Genomic DNA, 16,896 nt, shown 5'->3' on the forward strand with positions numbered 1-16,896 from the left:
AGTGGATGCGCGACGACACCCCCGAAATCACCGACAGCCACTGCCACCTGGACTTCCCCGATTTCGCGGCCGAGTTCGACCAGGTGTTGGACCGCGCGGTCCAGGCCGGCGTGACCCGGATGGTGACGATCTGCACCCGGCTGCGGAGCGAGCCGCAGGTGCGCCAGATCGCAGATACCTACGAGCCGGTATTCTACGCCGCCGGCACACACCCGATGAGCGCCGCAGAAGAACCGATGGTGCGCGTCGACGACCTCATCGCCCTGGCGAAGCATCCGAAATTCGTCGGCATCGGCGAGTCCGGGCTTGACTACCACTACACCGCCGAAAGCGCCGAGGTTCAGCAGGAGAGCCTTCGCGTGCATATCGACGCGGCCCGCGAAACCGGTCTACCGCTGATCATCCACGCTCGCGATGCGGACGCGGACATGGCGCGAATCCTCGCCGAGGGCTATCGCGACGGTCCGTACGCTTGTGTCATGCATTGCTTCAGTTCCGGCGCGGAGCTGGCGAAGGCGGCGCTCGACCTTGGGTTCTACCTGTCGATGTCGGGGATCGCGACCTTCCCGAAATCGAAGGAATTGCGCGACATCTTCGCAGCCGCGCCGGTGGACCGTATCCTTGTGGAAACCGACGCCCCCTATCTTGCCCCCCCGCCCCATCGCGGCAAGCGGAACGAGCCGGCTTTCAGCGTCCACACCGCCAAGGTCGGGGCAGAGCTCTTCGGGATGGACTATCCCGGTTTCGCCGCGCAGACACAGGCGAATTTCGACCGGCTGTTCGCCAAGGCCGCCAAGTGGCGGGCGGCGGCGTGAGCGCCGGCCTGCGCTTCACCATTCTCGGCTGCGGCTCGTCAGGCGGTGTGCCGCGTCTGGGCGACCACTGGGGCGACTGCGACCCGGAGAATCCCAAGAACCACCGCTTACGCTGCTCGATGCTGGTGGAACGCGAGACGGCGCAGGGTATCACGCGGGTGCTGATCGACACCTCGCCCGACCTGCGCACGCAGCTTCTGCGCGCGGGCGTCGGCGCGCTGGACGCGGTTGTCTATACCCATTCGCATGCCGACCATGTTCACGGCATCGACGACCTGCGCCAGATCGTGTTCAACACCCGCAAGAGGCTGGCGGTCTGGGCCGACGGCGCCACGCAGGACGCGCTCTATTCGCGCTTCGGTTACGCCTTCATCCAGCCAGAGGGATCGCCCTACCCGCCGATCCTCGACATGCACACGATCGACGGCCCGGTTCACATCGACGGCGCCGGAGGTCGCGTAACGCTGATGCCGTTCCGGGTGCAGCACGGCGCAATCGATGCACTTGGTTTCCGCGTCAAGGGGCTCGCCTACCTGCCCGACGCGGCGGAGATGTATCCCGAAAGCTGGGCGGTGTTGGAGGGGCTGGACATCCTCGTGATCGACGCGCTTCGACGCACGCCGCATCCGACCCACCTGCACCTTGAAAAGACGCTGGACTGGATCGACCGGATTGCGCCGGCCCGCGCGGTGCTCACGAACATGCATATCGATCTCGACTACCAGACGCTCGCCGACGAGACGCCCGAGCACATAACACCGGCCCATGACGGGATGGTGCTGACCCTGCCCGACTGATGCAGGCTCTGCTCGAAGTCATCCTGCCGGTCTTTCTGGTCCTCGGCTTTGGCTACGCGGCGGTCTGGCGCGGGCTGTTTTCGGACGCGGGCGTCGATGGGCTGATGAAGTTCACCCAGCAATTCGCGATCCCCTGCCTGCTGTTCCGCGCGGTCTCGACCCTCGACCTCGGCCAGAGCTTCGATTGGCGGCTTCTTCTGAGCTTTTATACCGGGGCCACGACCGGGTTCGTTCTGGGGCTGACCGGGGCGCGCCTGATCTTCGGGCGCAGTTGGGAGGACAGCGTGGCCATCGGGTTCGTCTGCCTGTTCTCGAACTCGCTGCTGCTCGGCCTGCCGATCACCGAGCGTGCCTATGGTGCGGACGCGCTGGCGCCGAACTACGCGATCATCGCGATTCATGCGCCCTTTTGCTACGGGCTGGGGCTTACCGTCATGGAGATCGTACGCAACCGCAGCGCCGGCCTCGTGGGCACGTCGGGCGCGATCCTGCGGGCGATGTTTCGTAACGCGCTGGTCATCGGCATCGGGCTGGGCCTTGCGGTCAACCTGACGGACCTGCCGCTGCCGGAGGTACTGACGGACGCGCTCGACCTGATGATCCGCGCTGCGCTGCCTGCGGCACTGTTCGGGCTGGGGGGCGTGCTCGTGCGCTATCGGCCCGAGGGCGACCTGAAGACCATCGCCTATGCCTGCGCGATCTCGCTCGTGGTGCATCCCGCGATCGTGTGGGGCATGGGCACGGCGCTGGGGCTGTCTGCGGGCCAGTTCCGCTCGGCGGTTGTCACGGCGGCTATGGCCCCCGGGGTCAACGCCTATATCTTCGCCAACATGTATGGCGCGGCGCGGCGCGTGGCCGCCTCGTCGGTGCTGGTGGGCACCGCCGCATGCGTCGTCACGGCCTGGCTCTGGCTTGCCATGCTGCCCTGACGCGGGTCAGTTTCGCCACCCTTGGCGGTCCCGGATCAGGGCCAGCGATGCCTCCAACCCCGCACGGTGCTCGTCCGACCAAGTCCCGCGCGCGATATGCTCGGCAACCAGCGACAGCATGTAGTCGGCGACATCGCGACCCTCGATGTCGCGGGCACTGGGGTCGGCGCCATGGTCCAGCAGGAGACGTACCTTGGCCATGTCATGGCCCGCGATCTGCAGCGGCAGCCGGCCGGGGGTGAACCACGGCTCCGAGGCGCCGTCGAACGGCCGGTTGGGGTCGGCGCCAGCGCGCAACAGCGCCTCGAGTTCCTGCGCCGAGCCCTCCATCACCGCACGGTGCAGCGGCGTCCAGCGGTAGCTTTCGGTCGTCGCCTCGATATCGCCGCCCGCAGCGACCAGGCCGTGTGCGATCAACGCCGTCGTCGCGGCCTGCTCTCCGCCCCAAGGATAAGCCGGAACCAGATGCAACGCTCCGTAGCCGTCGCCGACGCCCAAGGACGGGTCCGCGCCAGCCTCGAGCAGCAAGCTCACCATTTCGGGCGCGCGTCCCTGAACCAACAGCGCGCGGCCCAGCGCCGTTGCCTCGATCTCGCCGTGGCGCGCGTTGATATCGGCATCACGGAGCCGGGCACGCGTCTCGCCCAGGTCGCCCGCCTCGATCGCCGCGAAAAGCCACTGCACCGCCTCGTCGTGCGGCTCGGGCTCCTCTTCGGGCTGTCGCATCGTCGCCATGATCGCCTTGCCGCGCCGAAAAAGCGCTTCGGACAACCGCCGCGCCCGGGCCGTTTCCCCGTATGCCTCGGCTTCGGCCAGGGCCGCGCCGAGTCGGTCGTTCTCGGCCAGAAACGCAGGACTTTCCACAAGCACCGCCCGCAATGCCGCGACCCGGCGACGGGCCGCGATCCGCTCGGACCCGGAACGGGCCGCCAGGGCGTTTTCGACCTTGCCGCAAATGGCTTCGAAATCTTCGAAATCGCCCTCGCGGGCCGCATTCTCAAGACGTACGAAAAGAGCCGTCAGACCTGCACACATGCCGCTCACCACAGACCGAACTCGAACGATGCCCCCTCGGGACACACCTTTTAGTTGTGGATTTCGGCAATTTTGCCCTCAAAATGAGTTGAATTTTAGACGAAGCGTCTCCCTAGGCGGGCGCCGCCATCCCCTTCTCGCGGGCCAAGTCCTTCATCCGCTTCTGCAGCTTCTCGAAGGCGCGTACTTCGATCTGGCGGATTCGTTCCCGGCTGACGTCGTAGACGCCCGAAAGCTCTTCGAGGGTCACCGGCTGGTCCTTGAGCCGACGCTGAAGCAGGATGTCCTTCTCGCGCTCGTTGAGCACGTCCATCGCCTGCACAAGCAATTCGCGCCGGCTTTCCAACTCGTCCTTCTCGGCATAGGCTTCGGCCTGGTCGGCGTCGTCGTCCTCCAGCCAATCCTGCCACTCGGTCGAGGTGTCGCCCTCCGTGCCCACCATCGCGTTCAGCGACGCGTCGCCGCCCGACAGGCGGCGATTCATCGCGATCACCTCATCCTCGGTGACACTGAGATCGTGCGCAATCTGCGCAACGTTCTCGGGGCGCAAATCGCCCTCCTCCAACGCGCCGATGCGCGCCTTGGCCTTGCGCAGGTTGAAGAACAACTTTTTCTGCGCCGATGTCGTGCCGAGCTTCACGAGGCTCCAAGACCGCAGGATGTATTCCTGGATCGCGGCGCGGATCCACCACATCGCATAGGTCGCAAGGCGGAAGCCCTTTTCGGGGTCGAACCGCTTGACCGCCTGCATCAGGCCGACATTCGCCTCCGAAATTACCTCGGCCTGGGGCAGGCCGTAGCCGCGATAGCCCATCGCGATCTTGGCCGCCAGCCGCAGGTGCGACGTCACGAGCTGGTGCGCCGCCTCAGTGTCGTGGTGGTCCACCCAGCGCTTGGCCAGCATGTATTCCTCTTCCGGCTCAAGCAGGGGAAACTTCCGGATCTCCTGCAAATAGCGATTAAGCCCCTGCTCCGGAGATGGGGCGGGAAGATTGGCATAGTTGCTCATTTGTGTCCCTGTTGCTCCCTCGTGCTTGACCTTAAATCTAGAAACTGAACCATCTGGTTCAAGTTACTCCGATTCACATTTGATGTACGCAGGATGCTCTGCATTCCGTCGAAAAAGCATTAACGCAAGGTAAATGTGTCAAAGCCTCACGCCGCTTTGCTCGCTTGTTTCAACAACGACGCAGGCGGCGCACAAGTTCCGTCATGTCGGACGGCAATGCCGCTTCGAACCGCATCTTCTCGCCCGTCTCGGGGTGCAGGAATCCCAAACTCGCCGCATGCAGCGCCTGGCGCGGGAAGGCGGCGGCCGCCGCCACGGCCTCGGCGCCCACAGCCCTTTCCGAAAGCTTGCGCCGGCCGCCGTAGGTCGGGTCGCCGATCAGCGCATGGCCGGCATGGGCGAGGTGGACGCGGATCTGGTGCGTGCGGCCGGTTTCCAGCCAACACTCGAGCAGCGCGGCCGCGGGCGGCGCACCGAAGCTCTCGAGCACGCCGGCGCGGGTCACGGCGTGGCGCCCGCCCGCAGCCAGCACCGCCTGTCGCTGGCGGTCGCTGCGGTGGCGCCCGATCTGCGTGGCGATGCGTAGCACGCCCCCCGCCTCGAAACACACGCCCGCCACGCCCCGCAAGCGCGGGTCGCCCGCATCCGGCACCCCGTGCGCGAGGGCCAGATAGTGGCGCTCCACGCTGTGGGCCTCGAACTGGGCAGCCAGCGCGGCATGGGCCTTGTCGGTCTTGGCCGCGACCAGGAGTCCGCTGGTATCCTTGTCGATCCGGTGCACGATGCCGGGCCGCTTCTCGCCCCCGACGCCGGACAGGCTGTCACCGCAATGGGCAAGCAGGGCGTTGACAAGTGTTCCATCGGGCGACCCCGGCGCGGGGTGGACGACCATGCCGGGGGGCTTGTTGACGACGATAAGCGACGCGTCCTCGTAGGCGATCTCCAGCGGGATCGCCTGCGGCTCGGTGCCAGTCTCGGCCGGATCGGAAAAGGCGATCTCGATCTCGTCCCCCGCGGCCACCTGCGCCCGCTGATCGGCCAGGGTCACCCCGGCCCGGCTGACCCCACCGGCGGCGATCAGCTTGGCCAAGCGCGACCGCGTAAGCCCTTCGGGCTCTGGCACATCGCGGGCAAGGGCCTTATCAAGGCGACCGGGCGGGTTCGGCCCGATGATGACCCGAAGGCGTCGAGGCGTGGACATGGACGATTCCCCGGAACCGGAGGCCCTGCCTCCGAACCTGAAGCTGCTGCGCGTGCTGGTCACCGTACTGATGGTGACGATGATCGGAGGCTTTGTAGTCATCGTCGCACTGTTTGTCATCCGCATGCCGGGAGGGAACGCCGCGCTGCCCCTGCCCGAAACGCTGGTGCTGCCCGAGGGCACCGAGCCCAGCGCCTTTACCCGCGGCCGCGACTGGGTCGCAGTGGTGACAGCGGACGACCGCATCCTGATCTACGATGCCGCGACCGGCGCCTTGCGTCAGACGGTTCACATAGCGAAGTGAGGTGAAAGGCCCGCGGTTGACCGCGCCGCTTTAGCGCCGTGATACTGTCCTTGAAGCAGCATCTTGTGGTGAAGCGGCAAGAATGCCACGACCGAAGACCGCAGATACCCGGGGGCCAGCCCTCGCGGGCGGACCGCGCCGGAAGCCGGCGGATCCGGCGCAGGACCGGCACCTCTCGGTTTTCGGCGACATTCCGGTCTCGAACGGCTGGGAGGACGTGTTTCTCGCACCCGGCGATCTGGAGTTCCGCGATGGGAGCCTGGTGGGCGTCGCGTACGGGCGCGGCGGGCCCACGCGATAGCAGCGGCTTTCCATCCGGGTCGAAGCGCAGGCCGTGGCCAATTTCGGAAAGTAGACCACCTCGAGTTCAACCTTCCCGCCACCCTGCGATACAGCCTCAATACGCGCTACATCCGCGGCTTCGCCCTCGGACTCGGACTCTCCCATTCGACGGAACTGCCCGAGATCGAGATCGCCAACAAGGGCGGTTCGGCTCGCACCCTGATTTACTGGATGATGGAGGCCGAGTTCGGCCCGCACGAGGGCGGGCGCAGCTTCTTCGCCCGGCTGCATCACCGCTCGGACGGATACGGCCTGATGGCCGAGCGCGGAGACTTCAACGCGCTGGTCCTAGGCACGCGCTGGCGCTAATGACCGCTACGGATCGATGGCGGTTGCATTCCCCGCTCGAAATCCACGATAAGCGCGGCCAGTCTGACCGGAGCCCTGCACTATGATCCTCTACCCCGCCATCGACCTCAAGGACGGCCAATGCGTACGGCTCTTGCGCGGCGAGATGGACCAGGCAACGGTGTTCGGCGACGACCCCGCCGCTCAAGCCAAGGCGTTCCAGGACGCGGGCTGCGAGTGGCTGCACCTCGTCGACCTCAACGGCGCCTTTGCCGGCCAGCCCGTGAACGCGGCCGCCGTCGAGGGCATTCTGGCTGCCGTGGACGTGCCCGCGCAGCTCGGCGGCGGCATCCGGAACATGGGCACGATCGAGGCCTGGCTGGACAAGGGGCTGGCCCGCGTGATCCTGGGCACTGTGGCTGTGGAAAACCCGCAACTGGTGCGAGAGGCCGCCCGCGCCTTCCCCGGCCGCGTCGCCGTGGGTATCGACGCCCGCCAGGGCCGCGTGGCCACCAAGGGCTGGGCCGAGGAGACCGACGTGACGGCCACCGATCTGGCGAAAGCGTTCGAGGACGCGGGGGTGGCCGCGATCATCTACACCGATATCGATCGCGACGGCGCGATGGGCGGCCCCAATATCCCCGCGACCGAGGCGCTCGCGCGGGCGGTGTCGATCCCGGTGATCGCCTCAGGCGGGGTCTCGTCGCTGGCCGACGTGATCGCGCTGCGCGACAGCGGGGTTATCGCGGGCGCGATCTCGGGCCGCGCGCTCTACGACGGGGCGCTGGACCTCGGCGCGGCGCTGGACGCGCTGACCGGATAGCGCGATGCGAACCGCCCTCGCCTTCTATGTCTTTCCGCTCGGGCTGCTCTCGCTCTACGTGCTGCTATCGCTCGGGGTCAGCATTTTCTCGGCCCGCGGACCGGCCCATTGCGTGCTGCTGGGCATCAACGTGACCCGCCTGCCCGGAATCGACGGCCCGGACGCCGTGCTCGCCCCCGTTATCCTCGCCTGGCTGGGCTTCGGCGGCATCGCCTACTGGGCGGCATGGCGCTGGCGCGCGCGGGGCTGAGCCCGGCTCAGCCCCCCGCCGCGGCAGCCATCGTAAGGTTCTGCAACGCCCCGCGCATCTGCGCCAGGTAGGGCGCGTCGTCGGAAATGCCGAGGTCGTCCAGGGTCTCTTCCGGCTTTTCATAGGCGATCCAGGTGCTGCCCTCCTCGTCGGTATAGACCAGCACCTTGAGCGGCAGGAAAAGCCCCGCCAGCGGGGCGTCCTGCATCGCGGGTGTCCCGAGCTTCGGATTGCCAAAGATCACCAGTTCCGAGTCGCCCAGTTCCATGCCCACGGAGGCCGCGCCGCCGCCGTGGTCGATCCGGGCGAAAACCGTGGCCCCGGCCTTGCCGATCGCGGCCTCCAGAGCATCAGCCGTCTCGGAGACGCCGACCGCGGACATGATGCGAACGATGTCGTCCTCGCTCGCGGCGGCCGGCAGCCCCGGGAGGGCCAGAAATGCGGCGAGGGGGAGCGCAAGACGGCACATGGGAATCTCCTGTCGTGATGACCGTTGGCCGCAGTCTCTGGCGTCCCCAGGTATTTGCCCATAAAAGACTCCGTGATCGGCAAAGGACCCCGCTTTCATGCTCAAGACCCGCATTATCCCCTGCCTCGATGTGGCCGACGGCCGCGTGGTCAAGGGCGTCAACTTCGTCAACCTCGTGGATGCCGGCGACCCGGTGGAGGCAGCGAAGGCCTATGACGCGGCCGGGGCGGACGAGCTGTGCTTTCTCGACATCCATGCCACGCACGAGAACCGCAGCACCATGTTCGACGTCGTGCGCCGCACGGCCGAACAGTGCTTCATGCCGCTGACCGTGGGCGGCGGCGTCCGCAACGTGGAGGACGTGCGCGCACTGTTGCTGGCCGGGGCCGACAAGGTCAGCTTCAACTCCGCCGCCGTGGCCGACCCGGACGTGGTGCGCCGCGCGGCCCAGCAGTTCGGCAGCCAGTGCATCGTGGTCGCCATCGACGCCAAACGGGCGGCGCCCGGCCGCTGGGAAATCTTCACCCATGGCGGGCGCAAACCCACCGGCGTCGACGCGGTCGAGTTCGCAAAGACGGTGGTCGCCAAAGGCGCGGGCGAGATCCTGCTGACCAGCATGGACCGCGACGGCACCAAGGCGGGCTTCGATCTCGACCTGACGCGGGCCATCGTCGCCGCCGTCGACGTGCCGGTGATCGCGTCGGGCGGCGTCGGTACGCTCGACCATCTCGTCGACGGCGTGACGGAAGGCGGCGCGAGCGCGGTGCTCGCCGCCTCGATCTTCCATTTCGGGACCTACACGATCGGCGAGGCCAAGGCGCACATGGCTGAGGCCGGCATCCCCATGAGGCCGGCATGAGCGCGCCCGGACCCGACGTGCTCGCCAGGCTCGCCGCCACGATTGAGGCGCGCAAGGGCGCGGACCCCGAGAGTTCGTGGACCGCGCGGTTGCTGGCGCGGGGGCCCGAGAAATGCGCCGAGAAATTCGGCGAAGAGGCCGTCGAGGCGGTGATCGAGGCCGTGCGCGGCGACCCCGAGCGGCTGACCGCCGAGGCCGCGGACGTGCTCTATCACCTGCTGGTGATGCTGGCCGCGCGCGACGTCTCGCTCGACGAGGTTCTGGCGGAACTGGACCGGCGCCAGGGCAGGAGCGGCCTTGACGAGAAGGCCGCCCGCAAGGGCTGAGGCTCAGGCCGCCCGGTCGAGGGGCCGTTTCACATCTTCCACCGGATCTCGCCCCAGCGCCAAGCGCCCGGTGAAAAGCTGCTGCGGCTTGTCCGGCAGCGGTTGGAACTGGGCGCCGTGGATGTCACGCAACAGCCGCTTGAGCCCCGCCTTGCGGAAGAAGCCGGCATCGCCGCCAATTCCAGCGCCTTCTCGGCGGTTGCGATGACAGCGTTGGCGGCCAGCGTCTTGCGCGTCGGCACGCGGCTGGCAAGCGCGGCATCGGGAGCAAAGTCCAGCCCATTCGCCAGCCGCACCAGATCGTCGACCGCAAGCGCGACCGCGCTGTGCCGGTTCTCCATCTCCCCCGCCAGCATTCGCGTCTCCGGTTCATCGGCACGCGCTCCCGCCTTCTTGCGGGCGATGGTCGCCGCGCGGCCCGCGACGCCGAGATAGACCGACATGATCAGCGGCATCGCGACCGTCAGGATCGCCGTTCGAGTCGAGCCAGTCATTCGCCCCGGTGCTGACGAGGATCGTGTCCTTTCCTCCGACCTTTTCCAACAGCGCACGGCCGGGCCGGTCGGCGCGATGGTTCGCCACCGCGGCCGCAACTCGGTGCTGGTGCATCGACAGCGCCAGCGCCGTCGACGGGCAGTGCCAGGCGAGCCCGCGGAGAAAGCCGCACACCTCTGCATGCGCAACCCCGCCGCCGCCGAACTCCGGCGGCACGAGCGCCGAGAACGGGGGCCGTGCTCGCGAAGTGCGGCGTAGTTGTCGGCCACGAAGCGGTCCTCGGCATCGTTCCGGGCCGCGCGCTCTGCGAAGCGCGGGCCAAATCGGACAGCACGTCCGTCAGGGTCATTCGCTCGGTCATCGGTCGTTTTCTCCCGTTTCCTTGGTCATACTCGGAAGATCTCAGGCCCGACCCGCGCTCTCAACTTCAGCATCTGAAGTTGTGCCGACGCCCTCGGGTCCCTACGTTGCGATATTGCTCAGTTCTAGGGATACGTACAAGTCTGCCCCATAGCGGTCACCGCCGAGGTGCTCGCCCAGCGCTGGACGCCGACGATCTTGCGCGCGCTCTGCGTCGGTGCGAGGCGATTCAACGACATTTAGGACGGTGTGCCGCGGATGTTGCCCGCGCTACTGTCGAAACGGCGGAAGGAACTGGAGCAGGCGGACGTGCTGGTTCGCGAGACGTCCGAGTCGGGCCAGGACAGCGAGTACCAGTTGACGGAGGCGGGCCACGCCCTCTTTCCCGCACTTGAGGCGATGGGCTTCTGGGCGCAGGCTTAGCTGCGCGGCGAGATCACGACCGAACGCAATCTCGACCCCGACGTCCTGATGCGGGAGTTGCGCCGCACCGCGCGATCTGCCCGACGGCCTGCCGCGCCGTGTCGCCGCCTTCTGGCTGGAGGGCATGCCAGCGGAGCGGAGGCGCTACTGGGTCGTGTTCGAGGCGGACGCGGTCGATGTCTGCACCCGCGATCCAGGCCAAGAGGTCGATCTTCTCGTCACCGCCCATATCCGGACACTGGTTGAGCTTTGGCTCGGCCACCGGTTGATCGCCGCCGCGCGCGAGGATGGCCGCCTGCGCCTGGACGGCTCCCGTACCGAATGCGACGCCTTCGGGCGCTGGTTCGCCCGCAGCCATTTCGCCTAGGCTGGTGAACTGCCCGCGCTGGGCCGAGACCGCTTGCCTAGCAGGCCGCTGAAATTCTCTTGCGGCCGGACGGATTTCCCTGACCCTCACCCGTGAGGCCGGCGTCGTCTGTTCTGTGTGCTTGGTCTCGGCCCTGCCTTTGGCGTCAGGCGGCCAGCAGCTTCGGCAGTCTGGCGAGGTTGCAGGCGGCCATGGTGAAGGTGAAGCGGGCGGCGACGCGGTCGAGGCCGCGGTATACGGTCTGGGCCATGCCGCCGACGGTCTTGGCCCAGCCGAAGGGCTCTTCGATCTTCTTGCGGCGCGTCTGGGACAGGGCGTAGCCGGGGTGGCGGGTGGTTCTGCCGTCGATGGCGGAGTGTCGGGCCTTCTGGGCGACATGCGGCGTGACGTGGGCCTGTCGCAGATCGGCGACGAAATCTGCGCTGTCGTAGCCCTTGTCGGCGCCCAGCGTGAGGCGGCGGGTCGAGCCGGGGGAATGGCGGTGGATCATGTCGAGCGCGGCGCGGCGTTCGGCATGGCCATCGGCGCGGGTCAGGTCGGCCTGGACGACGAAGCCATTGCGGTTTTCCATCAGCGCATGCCCCATGTAACAGAGCAGCGCGCCCGTCCCCTGCGACTTGCGGAACAGCCGCGCGTCGGGGTCGGTGATCGAGGCATGGGTGGCGTTGGAGCGCTTCTCGCCGCGGAAGTCGACTTCGGCGTTGCGGTGGCGGCGGCTGGGGCTGGGCATCGGGACGGTCTCGGCTTCGGGCTGGGCAGGGGCGGTGTCGGGGCTGGTATCCTGATCGGTGTCCCCCGGCGGGTCACCCGGCCCGTCCGCGCCGGGCGGGCTGCCCTCGGTCTTCGGCTGGAAGCTCTTCATGGAAGCCCAGGCCTTGATCAGCGTGCCGTCCACCGAGAAGTGCTCGTCTGACAGCAGCGGTGCGACCTCCCGGTGAGCCAGGATCGCGCCCATCACCTTGCGCGCCATGTCGGTGGTCAGCAGCCGGTCACGGTTCTTCGTGAAGACGGTGGGGACCCAGACCGCGTCGTCGATCCCCAGGCCCACGAACCAGCGGAACATGAGGTTGTAATCCATCTGCTCCATCAACTGCCGCTCCGAGCGTACCGAGAACAGGATCTGTAGAAGGCTCGCCCGGATCAGCCGCTCCGGCGGGATCGAGGGCCGGCCCTCCGGGGCGTAGAGCGTCTCGAACTCGGCATCGAGGCTGGCCAAAGCCTCGTTCACGACCCGCCGGATCTGCCGCAACGGATGCCGCGCCGGGATCCGCGCCTCGATGTCAACATAGCTGAACAGCGACCCGCCCGTCTCGTCCGCGCCCCGCATCCCAACCCCTCCGGCAACCGCCCAAGGGGTGAATCACGTCCCTCAACCGACGTCCAGAGCGAGGTTATTCAGCAGCCTGCTAGAGTTTCGACGAGATGATGCCGGTTGAGAACCCGCCCATCCGGAGCTCTCCGAAAAGCCGCTGATACTCGATCTTGGGGCAGCGGTTCTGGATCACCCGCTGGCCCGCAGCCTCGGCGCGCCCGGCCGCCTCGGCATTCTCGACTCCGATCTGCATCCAGACCGTCCGCAGCATAGGCAGATGCCGAAGCGCGGTCTCCACGATGGGCGGGACATGCTCGGAGCGGCGGAAGATATCGACCATGTCGACAGACACATCGCCGGGAATCGCGGACAGGTCTGGGTAGATTTCCTCACCGAACAGGCGCTTGCCCGCATGTCCGGGATTGACCGGGATCACCCGCTTGCCCCGCAGGCCCAGATACCGCGCGACGTAGTGGCTCGGCCGCACAGGGTTGGGCGAAACGCCGACCACGGCGATCACCCTCGCCGCGCTCAGAGTGTCTTTCAGAAACTCATCGGAATAGACCCTCATCTAGGCACCCTAACACAAAAAGGCGCCCGGGCGAGTAGCACCGGGCGCGAGTCGCGGAACGAGGGACAGTGAAGCAGGACAGGGCCGTTCCGAGGCCCTGCCCCTCGTTCACCGCAGATGGGACGTCCGACCACCGGGTTCCAGAGCCGATCATCGTTTTGTGATCGTCGCCCCTCGGCGCGGTGCAATCTGGAGGGGGCCTCAGTCGAAGATGTCTTCCAGCGTATCGACGACCTCTTCGAACGCCTTGCGCCAGATTGCCTTGCGCTTGCGCTTGCGGGTCTTGGGCCGCGGCGGCGACCACTCGGGCGGGCGGGCGCGACGCGCTGGCGCCGCCCGCGGCGCGTCGCGGTCCGCACGCAGGCGCTTCATGGCGTGGAGCGGGGCCCCGCACGCCGAGCAGGACAGCTCGTGACGCTGCCGGCCTCGCAAGCTGAGCACGGCGCGGGTGCCGCAATAGCAGCAGGTGGCAATCTTCGTCGTGTGCGGCATGCCTCAGGCGCGGGCCTCTTCCCTGCCCGCATATAGGGCGACCGCGGCGGCGTTCGAGACGTTGAGCGAACCGAATCCGCCCGCCGCAGGGATGCGCACCAGACGGTCGCAATTCTCGCGGGTCAGCTGGCGCAAGCCGGGCCCTTCGGCCCCCAGTACGAAGCCCGCTGGCCTCTCCCCGACCTCGGCCAGCGCCGCATCGAGCGGCATGTCTGCCGCCCCGTCGAGGCCGAGCAGTGTGTAGCCAAGCCCCCTAAGGGCCGCCATCGTCCGGGCCAGGTTCGGAACCCGCAGGTACGGTTGGCGCTCCAGCGCACCCGACGCGGTCTTGGCCAGCGCGCCGGTTTCGGGCGCGGAATGCCGCTGCGGCGCGATGACGGCCTCGGCGCCGAACACCTCGGCCGAGCGCAGGATCGCGCCCACGTTGTGCGGATCGGTCACCCGGTCGAGCAGAACGACGCGCGCCCCCGGACAGCCCGTGCAGAGCTCCTCGAGCCGCCCCCAGTCGCGCGGGCGCACCTCGAGCGCGGCGCCCTGGTGCACGGCACCGGGATCCAGCGGCGCGGCGAACCGGCGAGCGTCGCTGATCTCGGGCGCGATGCCCGACGCGGCGATCGCCTCGGCCAGCCGGTCGGCGGCGTTCTTCGTCACCACGAGGCGCAGCTTTTCGCGCTGCGGGTTCGACAGCGCATCCCGCACCGCGTGCAGCCCGAAGAGCCACAGCGTCTCGGCAGCCCCCGTTCGCCGGGCGCGTTCCTTCTCGATCACCCAGTCGGGTTTCCTGGCCACGTCTCATTCCTCCGGATCGGGCGGACCATGGGCGCACGACGCGGCCGGCGCAAGGGATTTTCCTGTTGACGACCCCGGGGCCTCGGCGTATCCAGCCGCTCACTCAGGGCGACGCGCTGCAAGGTGCGGCAGCGGACTGTAAATCCGCCGGGGAGACCCATGCCTGGTTCGATTCCAGGGTCGCCCACCATTCCCCCTCTAAGTCTTTGATCTTTCATAGATCGCTGATTTAGTTGGGCTTTTTCCATCCCCCTTGGTCACAATTTTGGTATACACAGGGGTATGCGAAAGATGGCCGAGACACATCATTTACAGAAGCGCGGGCAGACCTGGCACTATTACCGCCGGGTGCCGACTGCGCTTGTGCGTGTCGTGGGCAAGACCTTCGTTAAGAAAAGCCTGGGGACTTCTGACCTCAAAGAGGCGAAAATTCTCCGCAACGCGCTAACAGGCTGCTGAAAAACCTCGCTCTGGACGTCGGTTGAGGGACGTGATTCACCCCTTGGGCGGTTGCCGGAGGGGTTGGGATGCGGGGCGCGGACGAGACGAGCGGGTCGCTGTTCAGCTATGTTGACATCGAGGCGCGGATCCCGGCGCGGCATCCGTTGCGGCAGATCCGGCGGGTCGTGAACGAGGCTTTGGCCAGCCTCGATGCCGAGTTCGAGACGCTCTACGCCCCGGAGGGCCGGCCCTCGATCCCGCCGGAGCGGCTGATCCGGGCGAGCCTTCTACAGATCCTGTTCTCGGTACGCTCGGAGCGGCAGTTGATGGAGCAGATGGATTACAACCTCATGTTCCGCTGGTTCGTGGGCCTGGGGATCGACGACGCGGTCTGGGTCCCCACCGTCTTCACGAAGAACCGTGACCGGCTGCTGACCACCGACATGGCGCGCAAGGTGATGGGCGCGATCCTGGCTCACCGGGAGGTCGCACCGCTGCTGTCAGACGAGCACTTCTCGGTGGACGGCACGCTGATCAAGGCCTGGGCTTCCATGAAGAGCTTCCAGCCGAAGACCGAGGGCAGCCCGCCCGGCGCGGACGGGCCGGGTGACCCGCCGGGGGACACCGATCAGGATACCAGCCCCGACACCGCCCCTGCCCAGCCCGAAGCCGAGACCGTCCCGATGCCCAGCCCCAGCCGCCGCCACCGCAACGCCGAAGTCGACTTCCGCGGCGAGAAGCGCTCCAACGCCACCCATGCCTCGATCACCGACCCCGACGCGCGGCTGTTCCGCAAGTCGCAGGGGACGGGCGCGCTGCTCTGTTACATGGGGCATGCGCTGATGGAAAACCCCGATGTATCCGGCGAAGGTGTGGGGCGAGACATGCGCCGAACGCCTATTCGACCTGATGCCCAGAGCGCGCGGAGAGTTGATCCTGCAGGACATGGAACGCTGGGAAGGTGAGTTTCTGACCTGCCACTGATCTTTCATCCAGCCGCGACCGGAGCCCGGTTGGTGTTTACGCCAAATGGCGCGGGTTGAGCAATCGCCCGACGCGCGGAGCTCTCATCTCGCGCAGCGGGTCGGGCGATTGCGGTGGTCAGGGTCTGCGCGTAGTCAGCCGGGGTCTGATAGCCCAAGGCCGAATGGGGGCGCTCGGTGTTGTAGTCGGCGACCCAGGCGGCGATCAGGTCGCGGGCATGGGCGAGGTTACGAAACAGCGTCTCGTTCAAGAACTCGTCCCGCATCCGGCCGTTGAAGCTCTCGACAAAGCCATTCTGCATCGGCTTGCCCGGCGCGATGTAGTGCCATTCGATCCGGTTCTCGGCGCACCACTTCAGGATCGCGTTCGAGGTCAGTTCCGTCCCGTTGTCCGACACGATCATTCCCGGCTTGCCGCGACGTTCGATCAGCGCCGTCAGCTCCCGCGCGACGCGCCGGCCGGAGATCGACGTGTCCGGGATCGCGGCGAGGCATTCGCGCGTGACGTCATCGACGATGTTCAGCACCCGGAACCGCCGCCCGCACGCGAACTGGTCATGGACGAAATCCAGTGACCAACGGGCATTTGCGCGCGCCTCGACCAGGATCGGGGCGCGGGTGCCGATGGCCTTGCGCCGCGCGCGCCGCTTGCGGACGGTCAGCCCTTCCTCGCGGTAAAGCCGGTAGATACGGTTGATCCCCGAGGGCTCGCCCTCCCGCCGGAGCAGGACGAAGAGCCGCCGGTAGCCGAACCGCCGACGCTCGTTGGCAAGCTCCCGCAATCGGCCGCGCAGTTCCGTGTCGGGTGCGCGTTGCGACCGGTAGCGGATCGTCTTCCGATCCGCGCCGGCAATCTGGCACGCCCGTCGTTCCGACAGCCCGAACCGGGCCTTCAGATGCGCGACCGCCTCGCGCTTCACGACGGGCGTCACCACTTTTTTGAAACCAGCTCGCGCATCGCGGCCAGATCCAGCATCTGCTCCGCCAGCAGCTTCTTCAACTTGGCGTTCTCGTCCTCGAGCGCCTTCAGCCGTTTGGCCTCTGACACCGTCATGCCGCCGTATTTGGCTTTCCAGTTGTAGAACGTCCCCTCCGACATGCCGTGCTTGCGGCACAGATCGGCACACTTCGCCCCGGCCTCATGCTCGGCCAGGATGCCGATAATCTGCTCTTCGCTGTATCTCGTTCGCTTCATTGTCCGTCCCCTCCTTGGGTC

General features: G+C 67.3%; 23 protein-coding genes, 1 tRNA gene and 1 pseudogene. 15 read left to right on the plus strand and 10 right to left on the minus strand.

Going from position 1 to position 16,896, the window contains the following annotated elements:
• Positions 1-5 precede the first annotated feature (5 nt).
• Genes BUR28_RS08115 through BUR28_RS08125 form a run of 3 tightly spaced genes read left to right on the plus strand, consistent with a single transcriptional unit; the run spans position 6 to position 2,541 of the window.
• Positions 6-815 carry a TatD family hydrolase gene (locus BUR28_RS08115; RefSeq protein ID WP_074219666.1) on the plus strand — a complete coding sequence of 270 codons (810 nt, stop codon included), beginning with the start codon at positions 6-8 and terminating at the stop codon, positions 813-815.
• A complete protein-coding gene (locus tag BUR28_RS08120) occupies positions 812-1,612 on the plus strand; it encodes an MBL fold metallo-hydrolase (protein WP_074221564.1) in 801 nt (266 codons plus the stop codon). The genes BUR28_RS08115 and BUR28_RS08120 overlap by 4 nt, the downstream gene beginning before the upstream one ends.
• The gene (locus BUR28_RS08125) at positions 1,612-2,541 is read left to right on the plus strand and encodes an AEC family transporter (protein WP_074219667.1); all 930 of its coding nucleotides are present in this window, start codon (positions 1,612-1,614) and stop codon (positions 2,539-2,541) included. The genes BUR28_RS08120 and BUR28_RS08125 overlap by 1 nt, the downstream gene beginning before the upstream one ends.
• 6 nt (positions 2,542-2,547) lie before the next feature.
• Here BUR28_RS08125 and BUR28_RS08130 read toward each other — a convergent pair whose 3' ends face one another.
• The 3 genes from BUR28_RS08130 to BUR28_RS08140 form a co-directional block, all read right to left on the minus strand.
• A complete protein-coding gene (locus BUR28_RS08130; protein WP_074219668.1) occupies positions 2,548-3,576 on the minus strand; it encodes an ankyrin repeat domain-containing protein in 1,029 nt (342 codons plus the stop codon).
• A gap of 112 nt (positions 3,577-3,688) precedes the next feature.
• Positions 3,689-4,585 carry an RNA polymerase sigma factor RpoH gene (gene rpoH, locus BUR28_RS08135; RefSeq protein WP_074219669.1) on the minus strand — a complete coding sequence of 299 codons (897 nt, stop codon included), beginning with the start codon at positions 4,583-4,585 and terminating at the stop codon, positions 3,689-3,691.
• 169 nt (positions 4,586-4,754) lie between these two features.
• The gene (locus tag BUR28_RS08140) at positions 4,755-5,786 is read right to left on the minus strand and encodes an RluA family pseudouridine synthase (protein WP_074219670.1); all 1,032 of its coding nucleotides are present in this window, start codon (positions 5,784-5,786) and stop codon (positions 4,755-4,757) included.
• Here BUR28_RS08140 and BUR28_RS08145 point away from each other — a divergent pair.
• The 5 genes from BUR28_RS08145 (at position 5,785) to BUR28_RS08155 (ending at position 7,793) form a co-directional block, all read left to right on the plus strand.
• Positions 5,785-6,090, plus strand: coding sequence for a DUF6476 family protein (locus BUR28_RS08145; RefSeq protein ID WP_074219671.1), 306 nt, complete (start codon positions 5,785-5,787; stop codon positions 6,088-6,090). The two genes, BUR28_RS08140 and BUR28_RS08145, sit on opposite strands and share 2 nt — an antisense overlap.
• Before the next feature lie 82 nt (positions 6,091-6,172).
• Positions 6,173-6,391, plus strand: coding sequence for a hypothetical protein (locus BUR28_RS19360; protein WP_139307528.1), 219 nt, complete (start codon positions 6,173-6,175; stop codon positions 6,389-6,391).
• Between the two features lie 212 nt (positions 6,392-6,603).
• Positions 6,604-6,741: a hypothetical protein gene (locus tag BUR28_RS19990; RefSeq protein WP_175566916.1), complete on the plus strand. Its 138-nt coding sequence runs from the start codon at positions 6,604-6,606 to the stop codon at positions 6,739-6,741.
• Positions 6,742-6,823: 82 nt separating this feature from the next.
• Positions 6,824-7,543, plus strand: coding sequence for a 1-(5-phosphoribosyl)-5-[(5-phosphoribosylamino)methylideneamino]imidazole-4-carboxamide isomerase (gene hisA / locus BUR28_RS08150; protein WP_074219672.1), 720 nt, complete (start codon positions 6,824-6,826; stop codon positions 7,541-7,543).
• Between the two features lie 4 nt (positions 7,544-7,547).
• The gene (locus BUR28_RS08155; protein WP_074219673.1) at positions 7,548-7,793 is read left to right on the plus strand and encodes a hypothetical protein; all 246 of its coding nucleotides are present in this window, start codon (positions 7,548-7,550) and stop codon (positions 7,791-7,793) included.
• 7 nt (positions 7,794-7,800) lie between these two features.
• On the opposite strand, the gene BUR28_RS08160 is transcribed toward BUR28_RS08155, so the two are convergent.
• Complete coding sequence (locus BUR28_RS08160; protein ID WP_074219674.1) at positions 7,801-8,262, minus strand: DUF302 domain-containing protein; 462 nt, start codon at positions 8,260-8,262, stop codon at positions 7,801-7,803.
• Between the two features lie 97 nt (positions 8,263-8,359).
• On the opposite strand from BUR28_RS08160, the gene hisF reads away from it, so the two are divergent.
• Positions 8,360-9,121 (plus strand): imidazole glycerol phosphate synthase subunit HisF, encoded by a 762-nt coding sequence (gene hisF, locus BUR28_RS08165; RefSeq protein WP_074219675.1) that lies wholly within the window; start codon positions 8,360-8,362, stop codon positions 9,119-9,121.
• Entirely contained in the window at positions 9,118-9,447 is a 330-nt protein-coding gene (locus BUR28_RS08170) for a phosphoribosyl-ATP diphosphatase (RefSeq protein WP_074219676.1), read from the plus strand. Before hisF ends, BUR28_RS08170 begins: the two co-directional genes overlap by 4 nt.
• Before the next feature lie 29 nt (positions 9,448-9,476).
• On the opposite strand, the gene BUR28_RS08175 is transcribed toward BUR28_RS08170, so the two are convergent.
• Positions 9,477-9,941 (minus strand): hypothetical protein, encoded by a 465-nt coding sequence (locus BUR28_RS08175; protein WP_074219677.1) that lies wholly within the window; start codon positions 9,939-9,941, stop codon positions 9,477-9,479.
• Positions 9,942-10,560: 619 nt separating this feature from the next.
• Here BUR28_RS08175 and BUR28_RS18965 point away from each other — a divergent pair.
• Together BUR28_RS18965 and BUR28_RS18970 are read left to right on the plus strand one after the other, a co-directional pair.
• Positions 10,561-10,725, plus strand: coding sequence for a winged helix-turn-helix transcriptional regulator (locus BUR28_RS18965; RefSeq protein WP_083626531.1), 165 nt, complete (start codon positions 10,561-10,563; stop codon positions 10,723-10,725).
• A 124-nt stretch (positions 10,726-10,849) separates the two neighbouring features.
• Positions 10,850-11,092, plus strand: a complete 243-nt coding sequence (locus BUR28_RS18970; RefSeq protein WP_139307529.1) for a hypothetical protein — start codon at positions 10,850-10,852, stop codon at positions 11,090-11,092.
• Between the two features lie 145 nt (positions 11,093-11,237).
• Here the strand turns inward: BUR28_RS18970 and BUR28_RS08185 are convergent, their stop codons facing one another.
• The 4 genes from BUR28_RS08185 to rlmB form a co-directional block, all read right to left on the minus strand.
• Positions 11,238-12,419 carry an IS5 family transposase gene (locus BUR28_RS08185; RefSeq protein ID WP_074219678.1) on the minus strand — a complete coding sequence of 394 codons (1,182 nt, stop codon included), beginning with the start codon at positions 12,417-12,419 and terminating at the stop codon, positions 11,238-11,240.
• A gap of 79 nt (positions 12,420-12,498) precedes the next feature.
• On the minus strand, positions 12,499-12,975 hold the full coding sequence (locus tag BUR28_RS08190) for a CoA-binding protein (RefSeq protein ID WP_074219679.1): 477 nt from the start codon (positions 12,973-12,975) through the stop codon (positions 12,499-12,501).
• Between the two features lie 201 nt (positions 12,976-13,176).
• On the minus strand, positions 13,177-13,467 hold the full coding sequence (locus BUR28_RS08195; RefSeq protein ID WP_074219680.1) for a hypothetical protein: 291 nt from the start codon (positions 13,465-13,467) through the stop codon (positions 13,177-13,179).
• A 3-nt stretch (positions 13,468-13,470) separates the two neighbouring features.
• Positions 13,471-14,256 carry a 23S rRNA (guanosine(2251)-2'-O)-methyltransferase RlmB gene (gene rlmB, locus BUR28_RS08200; protein WP_074219681.1) on the minus strand — a complete coding sequence of 262 codons (786 nt, stop codon included), beginning with the start codon at positions 14,254-14,256 and terminating at the stop codon, positions 13,471-13,473.
• A gap of 106 nt (positions 14,257-14,362) precedes the next feature.
• Here rlmB and BUR28_RS19995 point away from each other — a divergent pair.
• From BUR28_RS19995 to BUR28_RS08205, 3 genes and pseudogenes are all read left to right on the plus strand, one after another.
• Positions 14,363-14,446, plus strand: a tRNA-Tyr gene (locus BUR28_RS19995).
• A gap of 101 nt (positions 14,447-14,547) precedes the next feature.
• Positions 14,548-14,715 carry a DUF6538 domain-containing protein gene (locus BUR28_RS20000; protein ID WP_175566917.1) on the plus strand — a complete coding sequence of 56 codons (168 nt, stop codon included), beginning with the start codon at positions 14,548-14,550 and terminating at the stop codon, positions 14,713-14,715.
• Between the two features lie 68 nt (positions 14,716-14,783).
• Positions 14,784-15,548: pseudogene (locus tag BUR28_RS08205) on the plus strand (IS5 family transposase); the annotation flags it as partial.
• 137 nt (positions 15,549-15,685) lie between these two features.
• Here BUR28_RS08205 and BUR28_RS08210 read toward each other — a convergent pair.
• Positions 15,686-16,875, minus strand: a protein-coding gene (locus BUR28_RS08210) for an IS3 family transposase (RefSeq protein ID WP_139307446.1) whose coding sequence is annotated in 2 segments (ribosomal slippage) — positions 15,686-16,623 and positions 16,623-16,875 — 1,191 coding nt in all. Because the reading frame shifts where the segments join, the coding sequence is not laid out codon by codon here.
• Positions 16,876-16,896: the final 21 nt, after the last annotated feature.

Origin of the sequence: Rhodovulum sp. ES.010 (assembly GCF_900142935.1) — a bacterium.
Classification (GTDB): Bacteria; Pseudomonadota; Alphaproteobacteria; order Rhodobacterales; family Rhodobacteraceae; genus Rhodovulum.

Bases quoted from the DNA above. Each gene is read 5' to 3' on its own strand.
- BUR28_RS19990 (WP_175566916.1), top strand. From the start codon at position 6,604: ATGATGGAGGCCGAGTTCGGCCCGCACGAGGGCGGGCGCAGCTTCTTC.
- BUR28_RS08125 (WP_074219667.1), top strand. From the start codon at position 1,612: ATGCAGGCTCTGCTCGAAGTCATCCTGCCGGTCTTTCTGGTCCTCGGC.
- BUR28_RS08155 (WP_074219673.1), top strand. From the start codon at position 7,548: ATGCGAACCGCCCTCGCCTTCTATGTCTTTCCGCTCGGGCTGCTCTCG.
- BUR28_RS08130 (WP_074219668.1), bottom strand. From the start codon at position 3,576: ATGTGTGCAGGTCTGACGGCTCTTTTCGTACGTCTTGAGAATGCGGCC.
- BUR28_RS08145 (WP_074219671.1), top strand. From the start codon at position 5,785: ATGGACGATTCCCCGGAACCGGAGGCCCTGCCTCCGAACCTGAAGCTG.
- BUR28_RS08115 (WP_074219666.1), top strand. From the start codon at position 6: ATGCGCGACGACACCCCCGAAATCACCGACAGCCACTGCCACCTGGAC.
- rpoH (WP_074219669.1), bottom strand. From the start codon at position 4,585: ATGAGCAACTATGCCAATCTTCCCGCCCCATCTCCGGAGCAGGGGCTT.
- hisA (WP_074219672.1), top strand. From the start codon at position 6,824: ATGATCCTCTACCCCGCCATCGACCTCAAGGACGGCCAATGCGTACGG.
- BUR28_RS19360 (WP_139307528.1), top strand. From the start codon at position 6,173: ATGCCACGACCGAAGACCGCAGATACCCGGGGGCCAGCCCTCGCGGGC.
- BUR28_RS08195 (WP_074219680.1), bottom strand. From the start codon at position 13,467: ATGCCGCACACGACGAAGATTGCCACCTGCTGCTATTGCGGCACCCGC.
- BUR28_RS08175 (WP_074219677.1), bottom strand. From the start codon at position 9,941: ATGACTGGCTCGACTCGAACGGCGATCCTGACGGTCGCGATGCCGCTG.
- BUR28_RS08140 (WP_074219670.1), bottom strand. From the start codon at position 5,786: ATGTCCACGCCTCGACGCCTTCGGGTCATCATCGGGCCGAACCCGCCC.
- BUR28_RS18965 (WP_083626531.1), top strand. From the start codon at position 10,561: ATGTTGCCCGCGCTACTGTCGAAACGGCGGAAGGAACTGGAGCAGGCG.
- BUR28_RS18970 (WP_139307529.1), top strand. From the start codon at position 10,850: ATGCCAGCGGAGCGGAGGCGCTACTGGGTCGTGTTCGAGGCGGACGCG.
- BUR28_RS08160 (WP_074219674.1), bottom strand. From the start codon at position 8,262: ATGTGCCGTCTTGCGCTCCCCCTCGCCGCATTTCTGGCCCTCCCGGGG.
- BUR28_RS20000 (WP_175566917.1), top strand. From the start codon at position 14,548: ATGGCCGAGACACATCATTTACAGAAGCGCGGGCAGACCTGGCACTAT.
- BUR28_RS08170 (WP_074219676.1), top strand. From the start codon at position 9,118: ATGAGCGCGCCCGGACCCGACGTGCTCGCCAGGCTCGCCGCCACGATT.
- BUR28_RS08190 (WP_074219679.1), bottom strand. From the start codon at position 12,975: ATGAGGGTCTATTCCGATGAGTTTCTGAAAGACACTCTGAGCGCGGCG.
- BUR28_RS08185 (WP_074219678.1), bottom strand. From the start codon at position 12,419: ATGCGGGGCGCGGACGAGACGGGCGGGTCGCTGTTCAGCTATGTTGAC.
- hisF (WP_074219675.1), top strand. From the start codon at position 8,360: ATGCTCAAGACCCGCATTATCCCCTGCCTCGATGTGGCCGACGGCCGC.